Source organism: Pseudoalteromonas sp. HM-SA03 (assembly GCF_002289345.1).
Classification (GTDB): Bacteria; Pseudomonadota; Gammaproteobacteria; order Enterobacterales; family Alteromonadaceae; genus Pseudoalteromonas.
This window is the reverse complement of the sequence record NZ_NSDG01000087.1, coordinates 32,155-53,139: the sequence shown is the minus strand read 5'-3', so window position 1 is coordinate 53,139 and position 20,985 is coordinate 32,155. Positions and strand designations below refer to the sequence as shown.

The following is a 20,985-nucleotide window of genomic DNA, read 5'->3' as shown; positions in this document are numbered from 1 at the left end:
CGAGATCAAGCCCGTGAGCGTTCATGTTGCTCATAAAATGCCAGTAAATCGTCAATCGCCATAGGCTTTGCGAAGTGATAGCCTTGCATATATTCACAGCCTACGTCTCTTAGGTAATTAAGCTGAGATTCTGTCTCAACACCTTCTGCAATACATTTCATGTTTAAGCTTTGCGCCAATAAATAAATGGTTCTAATGATAGATTTATTCGCGGGTTTTGCGCTCATATTACGTACAAAACCTTGGTCAATTTTTATAATGTCAAGAGGGAATTCATTTAGATAGGTGAGTGAAGAAAAGCCAGTACCAAAATCATCAAGTAGCAATACAAAATCTGCCCGCTTCATTTCGTTGATAGTTGCCCGTGCCTTAACCATATCAGACATAAAAATTGACTCGGTGATTTCAAGCCTTAAACACCGATTTGTAAGACCATGCGCTGTTAAAATCTCAGTGAACTGGTGTGCTATATCTGAACGTAAAATATGTACCGCGCTTAAATTAAGAGATAAATAAAAGTCGGGTTCTTGTGTAAACAATGAGCGCAATTCTATCAAGGCTCTGATAAGCGCTTGCTCAGTCAAGATTTCAATCAAGCCGCTTTCTTCAGCGATTGGAATAAAATCGCATGGAGGAATTAGCATGTCATTATTGCGCCAGCGCATGAGTAATTCAACGCCTGCAAGCTGACCCGTTGTGGTATTGATGATAGGCTGATAGTGATTAAAAAATTCTCCGTCTTTAACCGCTGTTTTCATTGCGGTCTCTAACCGAAGCTTTTTACTGATCTCTTCATTCATTGACTCAGTAAAGAATTTGAAGGCATTCCTTCCCGATTGTTTTGCGTGGATCATGGCGATATCCGCGTTACGGATCAAGGATTCTGAATCCGGTGCATCAAACGGGTAAACTGCAACGCCAATACTGGCGGATACACTCATGGTGATCCCATCAATTTCGATACGCTCGGGTATGTGCTTCACTAAGCGGGAGACTACCTCGCTCACATATTCTATGCTAGGGAACGACTTAATTAGCACAAGAAACTCATCGCCGCTCTGCCTTGCTAAGATACAATTATTGTTAATTTGCTCTTTGATCCGCTTAGTTATCGCGACCAATAATTTATCGCCGATATGGTGTCCGTAGGCATCATTTATTGGTTTAAATTTATCTAAATCAATAAATAGTAAGGCGCAGCTTTGCTGTGTGTTGTTTGCGTTAAACAGTGCAAATTCAATATGCTGTAACATCAAGCTGCGATTTGGTAGCTCCGTCAAAGCGTCGAAATTGGCGAGATATCTAAGTTCATTCTCGGCTTTTTTCTGCTCTGTCAGATCGGTAACAACGACCACAAAGTATTGGAGGTTCACATTGTCCTTGGAAACCGCGCTAATGCTAAGTTGAACCGGGTGCACTTTATCCCAGCCGTCTGTAACTTGAACTTCCTGTCTTAGATATTGATTTGGTCCAAGAGATTTTAAATTTGCAATTAAACCGTGGAACTTCTTTTGCCCGATAGCATTAACAAAACGCTCAGTCGTTAGGTCGTTTAACGCTTCGTTTTCCTGCAATTGAAACGCTCTACAAAAGCTACTATTAACCGAAATGGGCTGTAAGTTAGGGTCTAAGATCACAATCCAATCATTCACTTGGCTGAAGGCCTCGCCCAGCATATTTGCGCGCATCTGGTTCGCTTTTTGCGTGGTTACATTGGTATAAATACCGTGTAGTTCAGTGGCTTTACCTTGTGCATCAAACTCCGCAACTTGGCCAAAGTCGTGAAACCAGTGCCAATTGTTATCAGCGCAGCGCAGTCGATAAGATAGAGAAAGCTGCTCTTTAGTTGGGTTAGAAATAAATTTCTTCCAAGCTCGTTCGACGAGTTCTCTATCATCCGGATGAATGGCGTTATAGTGTTCTTGCAGCGTCATAGTATCACTTTCAAAGCCAAGCGCTTCGGCGCGTTGCTGTGTGATCTGGCGTGCAGCGAGATCCGCTGACCAAACGCCGCTTTTGGTTGATTTCAACGCCAGCTTCGTTTGTCTTCCTGCATGTGTAACGGCTTTAAGTACAGTTTCAAGCTGACGTTGTTTCTGTTTGTGCTTTATAACGATGAGAAATATTAGCGCGAATGCACTTAGACCATATAAGATTAATGCAACAGGCGAGCGCCACGGGGAGTGAGCAACATTAAAATGCAAGTTGAGTGCGTTGCTGAGGTCATCACTGTCAAGCGAGCGTGGTGCAATAGTCAATTGATAATCGCCAGGGAGTAATTGATTTAGAAATACTTTATTTCGTTTTAAGTTTGAAAACGAAAGTGCACTTGGGCCATGTAAAGAAGCCCGGTATTGAATGTGATGATTGGCATTGAAGTCAAAATCAGAAAACTGTAGCTCAATGCCCATGTCATCATACTTAAAATCAAGTGCTTGCAAAATTGTATCAGGTGCTAAGTAGGTTTGATCCCGGCTTAAAATATCCATTTGAGTGATCAGAAGTGGATGGCGCTTAACAGCACTGTCTGAAAACTGTTCAGGATCGAAAGTGATAGAGCCGTTGACTGTACCAAACATCAGCTTGCCAGATTCAAGTGCAGCAGCAGCCCCTCCGTTAAACTCAAGCGTCGGCAGACCTTGATTCGTTCCGAAGGTTTCCAATACTTTATTTATTGGGTCAAATTTAAACATGCCGCGTTGACTGCTGGCCCAAATCATCCCATCTCTATCTAACTGGAGGTTGTAAATAGCATTACTCATCAAGCCTTGTTCAGTCGTTAGCTTGTATTCTTCGGTGTAAGTATCTTTATTGATCCCAACAAGGCCTTCGGTTGAGGTTGCCAACCATAGCGTTTCAGCTGTATCTACTACCCAACTATTAACGGCAGAGACCAAGTGTTTATCCGATTTGTTGTAAATCGTTGTTAGGGTATCTGTTGACTCATTATATTTAACTAAACCGATGTCCGTACTTATCCAATATTCATCATCGGTCGCATCCAAAGGCGGCAGGATCAAAAAGCTTTGCGCTGTTGCCAGATGTTTTGATAACCCCTCTAATGCGTGCACTGTATTGGTGGTGGCATCATATTCGTAAAACCCATTGCTATTGATAAATGGAAACTTACTTTCTGAATACTTAGCTATACCCCAACTATATGGCTCAAGCTTGTTACCACCTTTAAGCGTAATTGGGCTTAACTGTTTGGTGTCGATGTTAAACAGCGCGGTCTCTTGAGTTGTTTGGATTAGATAGGTATTTTCGTCGAAATGTGAAGAATTAAAAATAGAGAATACGGCACCTGCTCCGTACAGTGCTTTTGGATCTCTATTTTGCAGGTAGCTAGATTTCAATTGGTGGGTGCTTAAATCAAACTCGTTAATGCCGTTATCCGTACCAAGGAGCACTGTGTTTTTGCTAGTAGGATGAATCGACCAGATATTGTTATTGGCAAACCTGTCTTGAGTACTTATGAATGTGGTAAAACGCAACGAGCTCGAAGGCCATAAATATGCGCCATCGTTATATGTACCCATCCATAGGTTGTTGTTTCTATCTGCGTAAAGCTTAGTGATACTGGGGTTGGTGAGACGATACTGTCCCTCGGTTAAGGAAAGGACTTTTGAGCTGGTTTTTTTTCTTCTATCAATAAGAAACAACCCATGCTCGGTAGCAATAAACTCGCCATAGGGAGTGATTTGGTGTCCCCAAATATTTTTCTCAGAAACAAGCTCATAGCTTTTTGCAGCAACCAGTGTTTGGTTACTGACTGGAATGACAAATAAACCCTCTACAGTACCCACAAGTAGTCCCAACGATGGGTCGCGTTTGAGTAATTTAACATCATGACTGAATTCTGATTTTGAATCTGTGTAACTTATTTGCTCAACATTACCGGTTGCAAGAGAATAAGTGAACAGGCCTTCTGTTGTACCAATAATCACAAAGTTACCGATAACGTTTGTGGCGCGAATATAACTACTAGGTTTAAAGTGAGTAAGTAATTTTGATTTTAACGTACTGCTGTCTAATGTGTAGAGGTCACTTTCAATGGAGAAGATAATATTTTCTTGATGGCCAATGGCTGTAGCGATCGGTTTTGGAACTGCGTTACTGTCTTGGCGTTTACCGTTGTATATTTGTCGAACTGTGTAGTCATCAACATTCAGTAAAAATGCGCCACCGACACCAGTAGAGATCAACAACTCGTCATTCGAGATATTGAATAACCCAACTATTTCTTGCTCATCAAGACCCTTAGCGGCTGCAATACTAACGAGTTTATTGCCGTCATAACGGTTTAACCCTTGCAGTGTTCCTATCCAAATAAAGCCATGCTTATCCTGTGTTATAGCGGTGATTGCAGNTGGCTTAACCCTTCCGCCACAGAGAAGCGAGAAGTATATTGGCTGAAGTTATGAGCTTGGCTAGGCGCGACTATGCAACACAAAGAAAATAATATAAAAAAACACAATAGCGCTTGCTTCATTAAAAGACCTTTCTCTATCCAATCTCATTTAGTCCTTTAATAATATGTTACCAAATCAAACTAAGCTGATCCTCGCTAATAGAACTGTTAGCGGTAACGCGCAGTCTAGCGGAAATACTAGATTGAAATCAACTTAAACCTTGGTTTTTTATGCAATATATTTAACAATTTATACATGTTTAAGGTTTGTCATTTGTAGCAAATAAAACAATCTGCTTGGATGCAAGAGCACCTCTACTCTGATGTGTAAAGTAACGCTTATTAAGTTAACTTAAGCGTAGCAGTTCTATTGGGTTTTTCTTAATTTTATAGAAATAACCATCAGCTAGAGAAAGGGCGTTTTGTGGAGCGTAAATCACTAAGCCTTTGTCACAGCTTACAAAGAAAAATAATTCGCATTTCTAGCCAAGTCATGTGTTGATAATTGTTATCGTTTAGATTAAACTTGTTTGCAGTTAATGAGTTTGAGATTGGTTATCATTTATGTACGTGTGCATTTGTCATGGTGTTACAGATAAAAAGATTGCAGAGACGATAGACAATGGTGCTCGTTCAATGCGTGATCTTAGCCAGACATTATCTGTTGGTAAGCAGTGTGGAAAATGCTGTAACTGTGCGAAGACAATTTTAAATGAAAAGCTGATTGCGATTGTTGATATCACTGATCAGGTTGCGTAACAACACATTATCACGCAACCTCAATTAAATACTTATAGTTGAGACTGTAAGTAGTTTTCTATTCCCATCACCTTAATTAGGTGCTGCTGAGTTTCAAGCCAGTCAATTTGCTCTTCTTGCTCGTTTTGAATTTTATCCAGCGCTTCACGGCTGATGTAATCTTGCTTTTCTTCACACAACTTAATTGCTGCTTGCAGATCAACCAAAGATGCTTGTTCAAATGCCATATTGCAATCAATCATCTCAGCGCTGTTTTCACCAATTTTTAAACGGCCTAAATCTTGTAGGTTAGGAAGGCCTTCCAAGAACAAAATTCGCTCGATAAGGCGGTCGGCGTTTTTCATTTTTTGGATTGAAACTTTATAATCCGCTTTATCTAACTGGCTAAAACCGAAGTCTTTAAACATACGTGCATGCAAAAAGTATTGGTTGATACCTACCAATTCATTGGCCAAAACTTTATTAAGCGCTACGATTACTTCTCTATCACCTTTCATTTGTAGAATCCTTATTAAAGCTGAGATTGGATATAATTCGGTGCGCCAATAAGATCAATCAGGCGAATCTGCTGTTCTAGCCAGTAAACGTGATCTTCTTCCGTATCAAACAACAGCTTTTCAAGCGTTTCACGAGACTGATAGTCTTGCTCTTCTTCGCAGGTTTTGATTGCTTCTTTAACGCATTCGACGACTTCAAGCTCCAGTTTTAGGTCGTTTTCCATCATAGACTTAACATCTTGGCCGATGAGGAGATCACGACGTTTTGTCATGTTAGGTATCCCTTCCAAGAAAAGAATGCGTTTAATCAACCAATCCGCATGCGTAGTTTCTTCTTCACGTTCGTGCTCAAGGCGCTGGTACAGTTTGCTCAAACCCCAATCTTCGTACATACGTGAATGGATGAAATATTGATCGATAGCTGCAAGCTCATTGGCTAATAGCTTATTGAATGCGTCGATGACTTTTTGTTTACCTTGCATGCTGTTACCTCAAACTGTGAATATGCAGCTAGTCTAACGATTTTTTTTTATGTGTCAATAAAAAATCTTTATAAAACAGTGTGTTATATATTGATTATGATTCGCATTTAAGTTGATGTTTTGGCCTCACAATACAAATTATTGTTATTTCATTTTGAGTGGGATCAGCAACGTAAGCAAAAATAAGACTTAAAGCTTAGCGCTACTATTGACAGAGCAAGTGCAGGTGGTAAATTGACAACGATCTTTTGTCTTAAAGAGAAATGTAGATTTGAATAAGTTAGTTTTGATTTTTGTGATGTTTCTACTTGCGGTGCAATCCGTGAGTGTGTTTGCGTCTGAAGCTAGCTTCCATCAAATCGAAGTGTCTCACCTCCAACATACTCACGACCATGCTGAAGATGTGCAAGCAGACTCCAGCGGACATCATACAAAAGACTGCCACCACTGTGGCCATTGTAGTGGTACGCATTTGAATTTAGTGATTTTAAAATCTTTACTCCCCTTTGAAATGCGACCCAATAGTGAAATTTACCCTCAATCAGATACCAAAGTGCGCGCTTTTGTAGAGCAAGCACATCGTCCACCGATCGCTTAAACAGCGGTTATCATTGAAGGCGCGACCTCAATTTGACTTAACTAAGCTGAGCTTAGGTTAATGAGTAAATTGATAAATCCAACTTAGCGCAAATTCGTGCTTGTGAGTAAACAACTAGGCCTGTTTTCTATGCTTATCTGTTTTGCTTTCAGTGATACTGCCTACTCCGTTTATACCGATTGTATTAGGTAATTGAGCTACTTTAACATCAATTGGTATTACTCCTTCTCAGTTATTGACGTTGATTACAGATAACTCACGTTGGCCTGAGAAGCGCATTCTTGTTCGTGAATTGACACCGTAAAAGTACAGCGTGGTGCAATTCGCTAAACAAGTTAACGGTTTTGAACGTCAACTTACGTTCTTGAGTAAAAAGAGTATCGAATGACAAATTTTAAAATTTTCTCCATCTACTTCGCGTTGAACGCACTTTTTAATTCACTGGCATATGCAGGCGACGGCCATGAAGAACATGAAGAGGAAGAAGATGCTATCGTACTAACGCAGCAACAAATGCGTTTTGCCGGAATTCAGACCAAAGAAGTCAAGTTGGAAAGCCATGAGCGATTTTACTTTGCACCAGGAGAAGTAAAAGCCAATGGCTATACCAGCTATTTAGTATCGCCAAGAGCCGATTCAATTGTGTTAAAGCGACACACTACGCTTGGCTCTATGGTTAATGTTAACGACCCACTTATCACCTTATTCTCAGAGGCAATGGCGCAGGCCCAAGCGCAGTATTTGGTTGCTTCAACAGAGTGGGATAGAGTTAAACGCTTAAGTAAAGAAACCATCAGTGAGCGTGAACGCGTTCAAGCAAGTGCTGATTTTAGTTCGGCTTATTCAAAGTTGTTGGCACTTGGAGTAACAGAAAAGGAGATTAAAGAAATAACCACTAAGCCTGCCAGTGAACTTGGCCAATATACGCTCGTTGCTGAGCGCGAGGGGGTGGTGACTCAAGATGCCTTTACTCAGGGCCAGCATGTTGCTTCTGGCACAACTTTAATGGCAATCACTGATGAAAGCGAGCTATGGGTAGAAGCCCGTTTACAACCCAACTCTCAACTTTCGTTAGCGGTTAACTCTAAAGCATTGATTGGCATAGAAGAAGAGCAATATGCGGCTCGCGTTATCCAAGCAGCGCATACTATCGACTCCATTACTCGAACCAGACAGATCCGCCTATTGGTTGAAAATAGTGACGACAAGCTACACGCAGGGATGTTTGTTAACGTCAACTTTATCATACCGTCAAAAGAGCCAACCATTGCGTTACCTGCAGACGCGTTAAGTCGTGGGCCTGACGGCGATTGGGTGGTGTACATCGAAGAAGCACCCGGCGAGTTCCATCCCAAAGAAGTGACTTTAGGTGAAGACTTTGGCGCTCAGGTTGAAGTTATCGGTTTGGCTGTGGGTGAGCGCGTGGCCGTTACCGGGGCGTTCTTTATTGCGTCAGAGCAAGCCAAAGCTGGCTTCGATCCGCATAACCATTAAAGGGGGCCTTACCATGTTTAATCGAATTATCGATTGGTCTGTAAACAATCGGCTTCTAATTATTCTTTTTTTACTCGTTATCACGGCAACTGCTAGCGTGACTATTCCAAAACTCAACTTAGATGCGTTTCCCGATGTAACGAATGTGCAGGTTGCGGTGAATACTGAAGCGCCGGGACTGGCAGCGGAAGAAGTTGAGCAGTTAATCACCTATCCAATTGAGGCTGTGATGTATGCCTTGCCAGATGTGCAGCAAGTGCGTTCAATTTCTAAAACAGGTCTATCTGGCGTTACGGTGGTATTTAAGGAAGGCACCGATATCTATTTTGCCAGACAGTTGGTATTTGAGCGCCTCCAAGCTGCAAAGGAGTTGATCCCAAGTGGTGTGGGTACGCCGGAAATGGGGCCAAATACCTCAGGGCTTGGTCAAGTATTTCAATATATGCTGATGAGCGAGCCGAACTCTGAATATGATGCAATGGCCTTACGTAGTCTCAATGACTGGGTGGTTAAGTTGCTAATTATGCCCATTGATGGGGTAACTGATGTATTGGCTTTTGGCGGCGATGTGCGCCAATATCAAGTCAATATCGACCCAAATAAGCTATTGGCTTATGCGCTCACTCAGCAAGATGTGGTGAGTGCCATCGAGCGTAATAACCAAAATGTTGGCGGCTGGTATTTAGAGCGCGGTCAAGAGCAGTTGGTGATCCGTGGAACCGGTTGGTTTCAAAGTGGGGGGAAGGGGATCCAGGAGATTGCCAACGTGCCTGTTAAAACCATTGATGGCACGGTCGTGACTGTAGCTCAGGTTGCTACTGTATCGATTGGTGGAGAAATCCGTCAAGGCGCAGTCACGATGTCTAGAAAAAGCGCCTCTGGTGAAGTGGAACAGCTCGGTGAAGTCGTAACTGGCATAGTGCTCAAGCGAATGGGAGCAAACACCAAAGCAACCATTGATAGCATTAACAACCGCGTGGAACTTATTAATAAAGCACTACCCGAAGGGGTAAGGTTTGAGCCGTTTTACGACCAGTCTGATCTGATCAGCAAAGCAGTACAAACCGTCGTTGAAGCCTTGGCACTGGCATTTATTTTTATTGTTGTGGTGCTCGCGCTGTTTTTAATGAACCTGAGAGCGACTTTTCTGGTGCTCATTTCAATTCCTATTTCAATTGCCATTGCACTTGTGGTTATGGCGTGGCTTGGCGTCTCGGCCAACTTAATGTCGCTAGGTGGTATCGCAGTCGCGATAGGGATGTTAGTTGATGGCTCAGTGGTGATGGTAGAGAACATCTTTAAACACCTAACAAGGCAAAAGGAAAGTGATGACTTCTCTGTAGGACTCATTGTTGAGCTCGCAGGAAAGGAAGTGGCAAGGCCAATTTTTTTTGCTGCCAGTATTATCTTAGTAGTGTTCACCCCGTTATTTAGTTTTGAAGGGGTTGAAGCTAAACTATTTCAACCCATGGCAATCAGTATTATTTTGGCTGTTGTTGCGGCGATATTTGTTGCCCTTATCATTGTCCCAGCGCTTGCGACCTACTTATTTAAACATGGCGTTAAAGTGCGAGAGAGTATTATTCTCGTCGCGCTAGAAAAAGGCTACCGCTGGACGTTAAATCGAGTGTTGCATAGGCAAAAGTTGTTGATGGCAATCGTCATATTATTGATGGCGGCGGCTGGTTTTACGTTCACTAAAATTGGTACCGAGTTTGTCCCTGAACTTGAAGAAGGCACCATCAACCTAAGGGTAACGTTGGCACCTTCCGCCAGTCTTGAAACCGCGCTTAATGTTGCGCCTGAGCTGGAAAAAATGCTGCTCACTTTTCCTGAAGTAAACTACGCGCTAAGCAGAATTGGTCGAGCGGAGATAGGTGGCGATCCTGAACCGGTAAATAACATTGAAATCTATATTGGCCTTGCGCCAGTAGCACAGTGGCAAAGCGCAAATAATCGCTACGAATTACAAGCTTTGATGGAACAAAAGCTATCGGCTTATCCCGGCTTACTGTTTAATTTTTCACAGCCTATTGCGACGCGTGTCGATGAATTACTCTCAGGTGTTAAAGCGCAGTTGGCGATTAAGTTGTTTGGCCCAGACTTAGCTGTGCTTGCAAAAAAAGGAAAGGAAATTGAAACGGCCGTGGCGCAAGTTGAAGGGACAGAGGGCGTACAACTTGAGCAAATAGCAGGTGAGTCACAACTGATCATCACTCCAAAACGTCAAGCGTTATCGCGCTACGGTTTAGCTGTCGGGGACGTTATGGCATTAGTGCAAGATGGCATTGGTGGCAGTAAAGCGGGGCAGGTCATCAACGGTAACGAACGCTATGATATTTATGTCCGCTTGGCACCTAAGTACCGTCAAAGCAAACAGACCATTGAAGAAATACGCTTACAATCGAGTTCAGGGGCGTGGATCCGGTTGGCTGATGTTGCGAATGTTGAATATCAATCTGGTCCACCGCAAGTAAGACGAGATGACGTTCAACGTCGAGTGGTGATCCAAGCTAATGTGCAAGGTCGGGATATGGGCAGTGTAGTAAGTGATATTCGCGCGGCTATTGATAGTAAAGTTGACTTACCGACAGGTTATGGTGTTGAAATAGGTGGTCAATTTGAAAACCAGCAGAGAGCACAAAAACGCTTGGTAATCGTGGTGCCGCTATCTTTGGCGTTAATAGCATTGTTGCTTTACTTTGCATTTGGTTCAATAGCTCAGGCTGCGCTTATTTTAGTGAATGTGCCGCTTGCGGTCATTGGTGGGGTATTTTCTTTATATATCTCAGGACAATATCTATCGGTCCCAAGTTCGGTTGGGTTTATCACCCTATTCGGTGTCGCGGTACTCAATGGTGTGGTCATGGTTGAGAGCATAAACCAGCGATTGGCTGCGGGAGAATCGCTTCATTCAGGTGTCTTTGAGGGAGCAATTTCAAGGCTTAGACCCGTGCTCATGACTGCGATCACCTCTGCCCTTGGACTCATTCCCATGCTGTTATCGACAGGAGTGGGTGCTGAAATTCAAAGGCCGCTTGCCAGTGTAATTGTTGGTGGATTATTAACGTCAACCTTGCTGACGTTGTTTGTATTGCCAGCACTTTATCCACTATTCTCAAAGCAAATTAAAAATTCGTAATGCCCGTGGGGGCCAGTGAGAGTGGCTCCTTCTTCGAATCAATAAAAATAGGATTGAGTATGTCTCACGCACATCATCACCATCATGGAAACAAGCTCGGTTGGGCTGTATTTGTTAATATTCTACTGAGTGTCGCGCAGGTCGTTGGTGGCATTCTCTCTGGCAGTCTCTCTTTGGTTGCTGATGCGCTACATAATTTAAGTGACGCCGGTGCGCTTATTATCGCGTTAGTCGCGCAAAAAGTTGCAAGAAAGCCGGCCTCACTTGAACTCACTTATGGCTATCAACGTGCTGAAATAATTGGGGCGTTAATTAATAGCGCGACACTCATTGTTGTTGGGGTTTATCTGTTATTCGAAGCGGTTTCTCGATTTTTAAATCCCGAACCAATTGATGGCTGGATAGTGGTGTGGCTTGCGGCCTTGGCGTTAGTTATCGATGTTATCACAGCGCTTATTACTTATTCTGCAGGTGCAAAAACCAGCCTAAATATTCGTGCGGCATTTATTCACAATGTTTCTGATGCTGCGGCTTCCGTTGCCGTGATCGTGGCTGGAACATTAATCATCTTATATCAATGGTATGTGGTGGATCTTATCGCCACAGTGTTGATCTCCGCGTACGTGATCTACCATGGTGTTGAACTGAGTAAAAGTAGCATTAGAATTCTCATGCAGGCTACGCCAGATAATGTGAATATTCAAGAGGTTAAGGAATACCTTGAGACTCAAGAGAATGTTAAGACAGTAAGCCATATTCATGTTTGGCAGCTCAATGAGCATGAATATATTTTAGAGGCGCAAGTTGTCATTACGTCTTTGAGCGACCAAAGCACGCTAGCGCGGTTAAAAGAGAGTTTACAGTCGCGGTTTGGATTGTCGCATACCACACTTGAATTAACGGAGGACTCTTTGGTAACACATCAGTGTGTAGAAATTAAATAAACACAAATGAAAATAGTTTGCATTAATGTTTGTGTGATCATATAGTGCCCCAATAGCTCATACTGGTTTGCTTGCACAAGTAAGCTAGTTCGGTATAAGGGGAAAATATGAAAAATCGCATGGACCTAAGTGCAAATCGCTTATCAAGCGGCTCTTGCGCGTTATCTTCAGTGTTGTCACCTTGGCAAGCTAAAATACTCTCTGGTAATCAAGCATATCAAGCGCAAATATTTCTGCGTGCCCGTGATGAATATCAGGTTGCATTGACACTCGCGACAGGTATTTTAGATGAGTTTTTATTATGCCAAAAGGACAGCGTTGTGATGAGTGCCATAGAGCACAGTTTACCAGCCGTCGTAGTATCCGCGCATAATCTAGCTGATACCTTTATTGCGCTTGACCAACCAAATAGAGCGTGCCAGCAACTTATCTCAATCCATCTGAAGATACATGCAACCTACCTCGAATATAACAACGAACTTGCGCCTATCGTCTTACATCATTTGCATAAAACTCGACAAGAGTTGATCCATTTTGCAACACGCTATCCTCATTTACCTGAGCTTATTCATCAAATTAACGAAGCGATGCTGGTAACGCACCAGCATTCTCGCGTTTTACATTAACATTTGGAGGTCGAATGGCTTATACCTTACCTGAATTACCGTACGCATATGATGCACTGGAACCACATATCGACGCGAAAACGATGGAGATCCATCATACTTTGCATCATCAGACATATATAAATAAAGCAAACGCAGCGTTAGAGGGGACGGAGTTCGCGGGTAAAGACACCGAAACGTTGCTGAGAAACATTAAAACGTTACCTGAAACCTTACAAAAAGCAGTGCAAGAACACGTCGGCGGGCACAATAACCATAGTTTGTTCTGGCAAATTATGACTCCGAATTATGCGCCTTTGTCTGATGGGCCGTTAAAACAAGCGATAGAAAGTGAATTTGGCGGTTTTGATAGTTTTAAAACTGAATTTACAAACGCAGCTGTTAGTCGATTTGGTAGTGGGTGGGCATGGTTAGTCGTCGATGAGAGTGGCAAATTAGCGGTGACGAGTAGTCTCAACCAAGACAGCCCTTACATGGAGCAACATACCCCAATATTGGGTTTAGATGTGTGGGAACACGCTTACTACCTCAAGTATCAAAATCGTCGACCAGAATACATCGCCGCTTTTTACAATGTCATCAATTGGCCTGAAGTTGAACGCAGATATAATCAAGCAATAGGTTAGTACTTTTCATATTTCCTCAGTTAGTTAAGCCCCTTAGTGGGCTTTTTTCATAAATACTCCAAACATGGTTGAGTACCAAAAATGGCTAGTTTGCTATAGTGATAGCTATTAGACTGAGTGAAAACGAAGTACGAGCGAAAGTCATGTATACACCAGAAGTTTGTTCTCAAGCTAGAAATAGTCGCGACGCTAGATTTGATGGGTTGTTTTTTGTTGCGGTAAAGAGTACAGGTATTTATTGTCGGCCAATATGTCCAGCACCTGCTGCGAAAGAAAAGAATGTAGAGTATTTTCAATTTGCCCACAATGCTGCGCAAGCAGGCTTTAGACCTTGTATTCGCTGCCGCCCTGACAGCGCACCTGGGAGTTATGCATGGCTTGGTACGGAAACAACCGCAGTCAGAGCCAAAAAGTTAATCGATGAGGGGGCCTTAATACGTCATTCGACAGAAGATTTAGCCGATAGGTTAGGCATTTCGGTCCGTTACTTAAATAAAGTATTCAATCAATATTGCGGCACCAGTCCCAAACAATATGCACTTTATAAGCAATGTGACTTAGCTAAGCAGCTATTACAGCAAAGTGATCTTCCTGTCACGCAAATCGCGTTTGCCGCCGGGTTTAACTCATTGCGACGCTTTAATGATGCATTTCAAAAGCTGTATCAGTTATCACCAAGTCAACTCAGAAAAGACGCAGGTAGTGGCTCTGCCATTGCGATTTACTTGTCCTATCGACCACCGTACAACTGGGAGAAAATGCAGCAGTTCTTAGCAATGAGAATTGTGCCAGGTATCGAGTGGTTAACAGAAAAAAGTTATGGGCGAACCGTGATGATAGAAGGGGAAATAGGGCGCTTCACCGCGACTATCGAGCCTGAAAAACACCGTTTTAAAGTGGATATCGCGCTCTCTGATTTATCCTTGTTAGTTCCGATGATTGCACAGATCAGACGTGTGCTAGATTTAGATGCGGATACCTGTTTTATCGAGTCTCACCTTCATGAATCAGCGCCTAATTTGCCGCTACAAGAAGGGCTCAGATTACCCGGAATTTGGAGTGAGTTTGAAGCAGGAATGAGAGCTATTTTGGGTCAACAAATCAGTGTTCAAGCGGCGAGAAACTTACTTACTGTATTGGTTGAGACGCTCGGTGAGGTGGCTGAAGATGGCATGCGTTATTTCCCTAAACCAAAGGCCGTATTTGATAGTGATCTCGACTTTTTCAAGATGCCAGCGCGGCGAAAGGCTGCTATTAAAGCTTTCGCTGAGCAATATGTGGGCCCGGAACATGTTGAACTTGATGACTGGTTAAATATTAAAGGCATAGGGCCTTGGACTGTCGATTATGCAAAAATGCGTGGATTGAGTCATCCAGACATTTATTTGGGTGGTGATTTGGGTGTCAAAAAGGTAATGGAAAAATCCTTAAAAACAATAGATATCGAAAAGTGTGCGCCTTTTCGTTCTTATTTAACTTTTCAACTATGGCAACAACTATGATTGAAACTACATTAGCCTCGCCCACTGGAGAGTGGATAATACAAGCATCCAATGATGGTTTACGATATGTTGGCTTTTTTCCAAAAACGCGCTTCGAGCAAGGGGAGAATCTGCATACAGAAACGGCAAAAAAACAGTTAACTGAATACTTTGTTGGCAAACGTCAATGCTTTGATGTGATACTTGATGTAGATGGTACACGTTTTCAAAAGCAAGTATGGCAGGTGCTAGCACAAGTACCATTTGGTGAAACGCATAGCTATGGTTGGATAGCTGAGCGCTTAGGTAACAAAAATGCCGTCCGTGCTGTTGGCGCTGCTAACGGCAAAAATCCAATTAGCATCATCGTACCTTGTCATCGCATTATTGGTGCAAATGGCAAACTAACAGGATATGCTGGCGGACTTGAAGCGAAAGAGTGGTTGTTGCAACACGAGGGAGTGAGCTTTAAAAAATAGAGTATACTAGTGGTTGATCGTTGTTATTTCGATTGACTATATGTTTGGAGTGAATGTTGAGACTGCTATTTATTGCTTTTTGCGTTTTTACTTCGTGGGCCAGTATGGCAACAGAGGTTCGCTTTTGTTATGAAGATAAACATGCTCCACCCTTTATTCATGGTGCAGGACAAACCGTGCCATCGGCAAATCCTGGCGTCACGATCCAGATAGTGCAACAGCTTGACGAGCACGTAAAAGAGGTGAGCTTCACATACACTCGAAAGCCATGGAGCCGTTGTTTGCNAAAATGGCAAAGTCGATGCTGTGGTAGCAAGCCACCGAGCGTCTAGAGAAGGGCAAATGGCGTATCCAAAAAATCCAGATGGCACTATTGCACAGCAATATGCAATTAATCGGATCAGCACGTGTTTACTCAAAAGCAAAACGAATAAAGCAGCATTAAATCTGAGTAAAGAAATAGAACTCGCGGTCCCTCGTGGCTATGCTATTCGAGAAAGTATGCCTAAGCATTTTTCCATATTTGAAACCGACTCGTTGGAACATGCTATTGCACTGGTTGAAAATGAATTACTTGATGCGACCATTGGCCTTTGCCAAATCGGTAATATGCCAATTTCATTATCGCCCCCCTTTAACCACTTAGAAGCGGTCTTTCCACCGTTAGAAATGTCGTTTGGTTTTATGGCATTTTCTGAGCAGTTTTATCAGCAGCACCCTGAATTAAGTTGGAAAGTGTGGCGTGCAAGCCAGCTTATTAATCTCGATACCTTATATAGTGAGTATTTGCGTTCACAACCCAGCCAAATGGATAAGCAATAGACCTTTTAATCGTTAGCCAGTAAACTAGCGCGAATTTTTATTTCGAAATATCTATTATGGCCCAGCTTTATTTTTACTATTCGGCAATGAATGCCGGTAAATCTACGACCTTATTGCAGTCGGCATTTAATTACCGAGAGCGAGGTATGCACCCGCTTATTATCACCGCTGCAATTGATAACCGTGCTGGTGTGGGCAAAGTAGCGTCGCGTATCGGCTTAGAAGCTGAGGCGCAAGTTTTTGAAAGCCAAACCGATGTGAAAGCACTACTGATGTGTGCCCATACCGAAAATAAAATTGACTGTGTATTGGTAGATGAGTGCCAGTTTCTAACAAAAGCTCAAGTCGCAGAGCTGACGGATATCGTCGATGAGCTGCGGATCCCGGTATTATGTTATGGTCTTAGAACTGATTTTCGTGGTGAGCTGTTTGAAGGCTCGCAATATTTGCTGGCGTGGGCAGATAAATTGATTGAGCTAAAAACCATCTGTCACTGCGGTCGCAAAGCAAACCGAGTGCTTCGCACCGATGAGCACGGCAAGGCTATTGCGGATGGCGATCAAGTTGTGATTGGTGGTAACGATAGGTATGTTTCTCTTTGTAGAAAACACTATAAGGATGCGCTAAACGCATAAGTATATTCAAACCTGATGTACAGCGAAGAGTGGCTTCTTAACAGTACAGATCCCGTTCTATGGTCACTCAGTATTTTTTCTTACTATAGTGCCAAATTTATACTATTTTCTGATTCGAATAATTTGGTAAACCTGCAGATTTGTTCCATCCTTAAGAAATAGGAGTAAGGGTGTCATTTTAATGAGTCAATTTTAATGAGTCAGCAGCAGTCATTATCTTTCTTAAACGTTTCAGAGCCTGATGAACAAAGCCTAACCGAGTCAGCATCTCCTTGGGTTGTGTTGATTGTCGATGATGAGCCTGAAGTTCATGATGTGACTAAACTTGTGTTAACGGCCTATCGGTTTGAATTAAAACCGCTCGAGTTGCTTCATGCCTATAGCAAAAAAGAAGCGATTGATATTTTAAGCTATCGAGATGATGTTGCATTGATTTTACTCGACGTCATCATGGAAAGTGAAGAAGCAGGTTTAGAATGTGCGCAATACATACGTGAAGAACTTGGCTATCATAACGTGAGAATAGTACTGCGCACAGGCCAACCAGGCAGTGTGCCGGAACATGAAGTCATGCTGCGCTATGATATCAATGACTATAAAAATAAAACTGACCTCACAAAATCTCGTCTATTCACTATGTTAACCAGCTCGCTGCGCTCTTATCGAGATTTAAATCGACTTGAGTTGTTGACCGATGAACTAACCAGACTCAACGAAGGATTGGAAGAAAAGGTCAAGCAGCGCACCCATGAACTTGAGTCGTCAAATGATGCCTTAAGAGAGGCATATAATCGTATTGCTGAGCAGCAGCAAGCTTTGATCCAATCAGAAAAGCTCGCATCAGTAGGGCAGTTCGCTGCGGGTGTAGCCCATGAAATTAATAATCCGCTTGCGTACTTAAAAAGTAACTTAGAGTTTGTACAAAGTTCGTTGGTTAAGTTGTATCGAGCTTGGCAATTTTTGGCAAATAATTCGCAACTCTCTCCTGAATGTACAAAATCGCTGAGTGAATTGGAAAAAGAGTATCAGCTAAACTGGGCTTTGAGTGAAAGTGATGATGTGATGGCAGAAATGCACTCGGGACTAGACAGGATTCAACTGATTGTTAAAGAGTTGAGTGTGTTTTTTGAGAGCAATCAAACCCAGTTTCAGCAAGTCGAATTCTATTCTCAAATTATGGATTCTGTGATGATTAATTTGGAGTTGGATGGTACAAATTTGAGCCTGATTGAGTTTGAAAAAGGAGAACGGTTTGAATTGCACTGCGCTCCAGCACTCCTAGAACACAGTATTTATTGCCTCATAAAGAACGCGTTAGAAAGTGTGGGGAGAATGCGAAAGGCCATTAAAATCATCACAAAGGTTGAGGACAAAGGTCTCTCTATCGATATCTTTGATTGTGGTGAAGGGATAGCGGATAAGCTGGTACATCGAGTATTTGATCCGTTTTATACCACTAAAGCTGCAGAAAAACACGTGGGGCTTGGGTTAACTATCGCATCTAATATCATTAAATCTCACGGTGGTGAGCTGATCATAAAATCCACGATCGGTAAAGGCACTAGAGCGACTATAAAATTGCCACTTATTTGAGTTCCACTCTGTTTAATGTACTCTCCAGTTATTAAATCTGAACTTAAAGAAATCAGCTAGCATGTTATCTATCCAATCCTCAAGTTATCTCTTCAGTCGATATATTAAGATGCAGAAAAACGACGATTAACACCTATAGCGTACTATAACTTTAGGTGCAGAGTGTCCGTTGCGGACACTTTTTCCGTCCGCGGACACTTTTTCTCTTCCTCAAAAATCTAATAAATCAATATAATCAAAATCTTAAATCTTGGCACAAAGTTCGCCTTTCTTACTACATACAATCTAATAAAGAAGATACGTTATGTGGTTAAGTACAGCTTTTTTAATTTCACCCTTGATGATGTTGGCTGTAGCAACAGTCGTGGTGGTATTTGACTCGTTAATTCAAGGAGAATCATTATGATTAAAGACACAAGCGGACAAGATGAAGTGCTCCAAACTAGTAAATCCAAAAAGAAGCTTGGTCTTGTAATAGCAGGTGCTGTAATTATTGCAGTGCTTACCGCGCAGATCGTGTTTGGTGGGCCCAATGCTAGTAGCTCCGTGGCCAAAGCTAGAGTACAAATCGCAGCTGTGACTTTCGGTGAGTTTACCCGCGATATTGCCGCCACAGGTTTTGTCGTTGCTGCAAATGCACCACAAATTTACAGCCAAGAGCAGGGTTATGTCTCTTTACAGGTTAAAGCGGGTGATAGCGTGACTCAAGGTGAAGTACTAGCCACGGTCAAAAGTCCAACCTTAACTAACCGGCTCCAACAAGAAGAAGCTGAGCTGCAAAGACTGAGTGGTGAGCTTGAAGGGAAGAAGTTAGATGTTAGACGTCAAAATTTGGCATTAAATCGCTCCTTAGATCTCGCTCGCGTTGAACTATTAGCGGCAGATAGAGAGGACCGACGTGCTCAATTGTCTATCCAAAAAAACCTCATCAGCCAAATTGATTTAGAAGCAGCGCAAGACGACCTTGCTCGGGCAAAATTAAACTTCAATCATGCAGAGCAAGAAGTTGCGCTAGGCAAAGATACCTTGGCCTTTGAACTTAAATCTGTTGAGAATCAGCTTGAGCGGCAACGTTTAATTGTTGAAGAATTAAAACGTCAAGTTGCAAGCTTAGATGTGATTGCGCCGGTTTCAGGCATAGTAGGTAATTTATTAGTTGATCAGAATGCGCTTGTGAACGCCAATCAAGGGCTGATGAAACTCGTTGACCTAAGTGCTTATGAAGCGGAGCTTCAGGTTCCTGAAAGTTATGCGGCAGAGCTTGGACTCGGGATGGCCGTCGAGCTCAGGATTGGCAACCAAAATATTTCTGGCGTGTTATCTGCGATTTCTCCAGAAGTAAATAACCGTGAAGTCACCACTCGAGTACGCTTTTCGGACGAAAACATTGATGGCATTAGACAAAACCAACGTTTGTCTGCTCGGATTTTACTAGAGCACAAAGAAAACACCTTAATGGTCAAGCGTGGTGCTTTTATGAGTGAAGGTGGGCACATCGCTTACAAGCTAAGTGGTGATATCGCTGAGCGAATTGAGATCACCACCGGTACCTCTAGCATCAGTGAAGTTGAAGTGCTTAATGGTTTAAAGCAAGGCGATCAAATCATCATCAGTAGTTACGACGCATTCGAACGTGCGCCCAGCATCTTATTAAGATAAGAAGGAAAATAATAATGTTAATTATGAATAATATCGGCAAAGTATACCAAACTGATATGGTGCAAACACACGCGCTCAGAGATTTTAACCTGCAAGTAAATGAAGGAGAGTTTATCGCGGTAACGGGCCCTTCAGGTTCAGGTAAAACGACCTTCTTAAATATTGCTGGGATGCTAGAAGGGTACTCTAGTGGCCAATATATGCTAGATGGAATCGATGTTGGTAAACTTAACGACAATCAAAGAGCTGATCTGCGAAACCAAAAAATCGGTTTTATTTTTCAAGGCTTTAACCTTATCCCGGATTTAAACTTGTACGAAAATGTTGAAGTGCCACTACGTTATCGTGGTATCAAGGCGGCTGAGCGCAAGCGCAGAATTGAAAACTGTCTAGAGCAAGTTGGCCTTGCTGGCCGTGCAAAACATTTGCCACAACAGTTGTCCGGTGGACAGCAGCAGCGTGTGGCGATCGCAAGAGCGCTTGCTGGTGAGCCACGCTTTTTACTCGCCGATGAACCAACGGGGAATTTAGATAGTTTAATGGCGCGTCAGGTGATGGAGTTACTAGAACAAATTAACCGTGACGGCGCAACGATAGTTATGGTTACCCACGACCCGGAGCTCGCAAGGCGTACACCAAGAAATATCCAAATTGTAGATGGACAGGTTGCGGATTTTACTTTGTATCAAGGTAAAGGTGCGGCTTCACAAGCGTTGAAATCTCAAATGGGAGCTTAA

17 protein-coding genes are annotated in these 20,985 nt (G+C 42.6%); 14 read left to right on the top strand and 3 right to left on the bottom strand.

Going from position 1 to position 20,985, the window contains the following annotated elements; genetic code table 11:
- Window positions 1-5: 5 nt before the first annotated feature.
- Window positions 6-4,205, bottom strand: a complete 4,200-nt coding sequence (locus tag CKO50_RS17505) for an EAL domain-containing protein (RefSeq protein WP_255230325.1) — start codon at window positions 4,203-4,205, stop codon at window positions 6-8.
- A gap of 770 nt (window positions 4,206-4,975) precedes the next feature.
- On the opposite strand from CKO50_RS17505, the gene CKO50_RS17500 reads away from it, so the two are divergent.
- The gene (locus tag CKO50_RS17500) at window positions 4,976-5,170 is read left to right on the top strand and encodes a (2Fe-2S)-binding protein (RefSeq protein WP_095729206.1); all 195 of its coding nucleotides are present in this window, start codon (window positions 4,976-4,978) and stop codon (window positions 5,168-5,170) included.
- A gap of 32 nt (window positions 5,171-5,202) precedes the next feature.
- On the opposite strand, the gene bfr (CKO50_RS17495) is transcribed toward CKO50_RS17500, so the two are convergent.
- Both bfr (CKO50_RS17495) and bfr (CKO50_RS17490) read right to left on the bottom strand, forming a co-directional pair.
- Entirely contained in the window at window positions 5,203-5,667 is a 465-nt protein-coding gene (bfr, locus tag CKO50_RS17495) for a bacterioferritin (protein WP_010375235.1), read from the bottom strand.
- A gap of 14 nt (window positions 5,668-5,681) precedes the next feature.
- Window positions 5,682-6,149, bottom strand: a complete 468-nt coding sequence (bfr, locus tag CKO50_RS17490) for a bacterioferritin (RefSeq protein WP_095729205.1) — start codon at window positions 6,147-6,149, stop codon at window positions 5,682-5,684.
- A 271-nt stretch (window positions 6,150-6,420) separates the two neighbouring features.
- Between bfr (CKO50_RS17490) and CKO50_RS17485 the strand changes: the two genes are divergently transcribed.
- From CKO50_RS17485 to CKO50_RS17425, 13 genes are all read left to right on the top strand, one after another.
- Window positions 6,421-6,747, top strand: a complete 327-nt coding sequence (locus tag CKO50_RS17485) for a DUF2946 family protein (RefSeq protein WP_095729204.1) — start codon at window positions 6,421-6,423, stop codon at window positions 6,745-6,747.
- Between the two features lie 384 nt (window positions 6,748-7,131).
- Window positions 7,132-8,241, top strand: a complete 1,110-nt coding sequence (locus CKO50_RS17480; RefSeq protein ID WP_095729203.1) for an efflux RND transporter periplasmic adaptor subunit — start codon at window positions 7,132-7,134, stop codon at window positions 8,239-8,241.
- A 13-nt stretch (window positions 8,242-8,254) separates the two neighbouring features.
- Window positions 8,255-11,383, top strand: coding sequence for an efflux RND transporter permease subunit (locus CKO50_RS17475; RefSeq protein ID WP_095729202.1), 3,129 nt, complete (start codon window positions 8,255-8,257; stop codon window positions 11,381-11,383).
- A 59-nt stretch (window positions 11,384-11,442) separates the two neighbouring features.
- The gene (locus tag CKO50_RS17470; RefSeq protein WP_095729201.1) at window positions 11,443-12,327 is read left to right on the top strand and encodes a cation diffusion facilitator family transporter; all 885 of its coding nucleotides are present in this window, start codon (window positions 11,443-11,445) and stop codon (window positions 12,325-12,327) included.
- Window positions 12,328-12,434: 107 nt separating this feature from the next.
- Window positions 12,435-12,953 (top strand): hypothetical protein, encoded by a 519-nt coding sequence (locus CKO50_RS17465; protein ID WP_095729200.1) that lies wholly within the window; start codon window positions 12,435-12,437, stop codon window positions 12,951-12,953.
- A 14-nt stretch (window positions 12,954-12,967) separates the two neighbouring features.
- Window positions 12,968-13,579, top strand: coding sequence for a superoxide dismutase (locus tag CKO50_RS17460; protein WP_095729199.1), 612 nt, complete (start codon window positions 12,968-12,970; stop codon window positions 13,577-13,579).
- 143 nt (window positions 13,580-13,722) lie between these two features.
- Window positions 13,723-15,081: a DNA-3-methyladenine glycosylase 2 family protein gene (locus tag CKO50_RS17455; protein ID WP_095729198.1), complete on the top strand. Its 1,359-nt coding sequence runs from the start codon at window positions 13,723-13,725 to the stop codon at window positions 15,079-15,081.
- Window positions 15,078-15,539 (top strand): methylated-DNA--[protein]-cysteine S-methyltransferase, encoded by a 462-nt coding sequence (locus CKO50_RS17450; protein WP_095729197.1) that lies wholly within the window; start codon window positions 15,078-15,080, stop codon window positions 15,537-15,539. Before CKO50_RS17455 ends, CKO50_RS17450 begins: the two co-directional genes overlap by 4 nt.
- Window positions 15,540-15,881: 342 nt before the next feature.
- Complete coding sequence (locus CKO50_RS24855) at window positions 15,882-16,361, top strand: hypothetical protein (protein ID WP_255230316.1); 480 nt, start codon at window positions 15,882-15,884, stop codon at window positions 16,359-16,361.
- Window positions 16,362-16,417: 56 nt separating this feature from the next.
- Complete coding sequence (locus tag CKO50_RS17440; RefSeq protein WP_095729196.1) at window positions 16,418-16,996, top strand: thymidine kinase; 579 nt, start codon at window positions 16,418-16,420, stop codon at window positions 16,994-16,996.
- A gap of 195 nt (window positions 16,997-17,191) precedes the next feature.
- Window positions 17,192-18,589: an ATP-binding protein gene (locus tag CKO50_RS17435; protein WP_095729195.1), complete on the top strand. Its 1,398-nt coding sequence runs from the start codon at window positions 17,192-17,194 to the stop codon at window positions 18,587-18,589.
- A gap of 402 nt (window positions 18,590-18,991) precedes the next feature.
- A complete protein-coding gene (locus tag CKO50_RS17430) occupies window positions 18,992-20,248 on the top strand; it encodes an efflux RND transporter periplasmic adaptor subunit (RefSeq protein WP_095729194.1) in 1,257 nt (418 codons plus the stop codon).
- Window positions 20,249-20,262: 14 nt separating this feature from the next.
- Window positions 20,263-20,985: an ABC transporter ATP-binding protein gene (locus CKO50_RS17425; RefSeq protein ID WP_095729193.1), complete on the top strand. Its 723-nt coding sequence runs from the start codon at window positions 20,263-20,265 to the stop codon at window positions 20,983-20,985.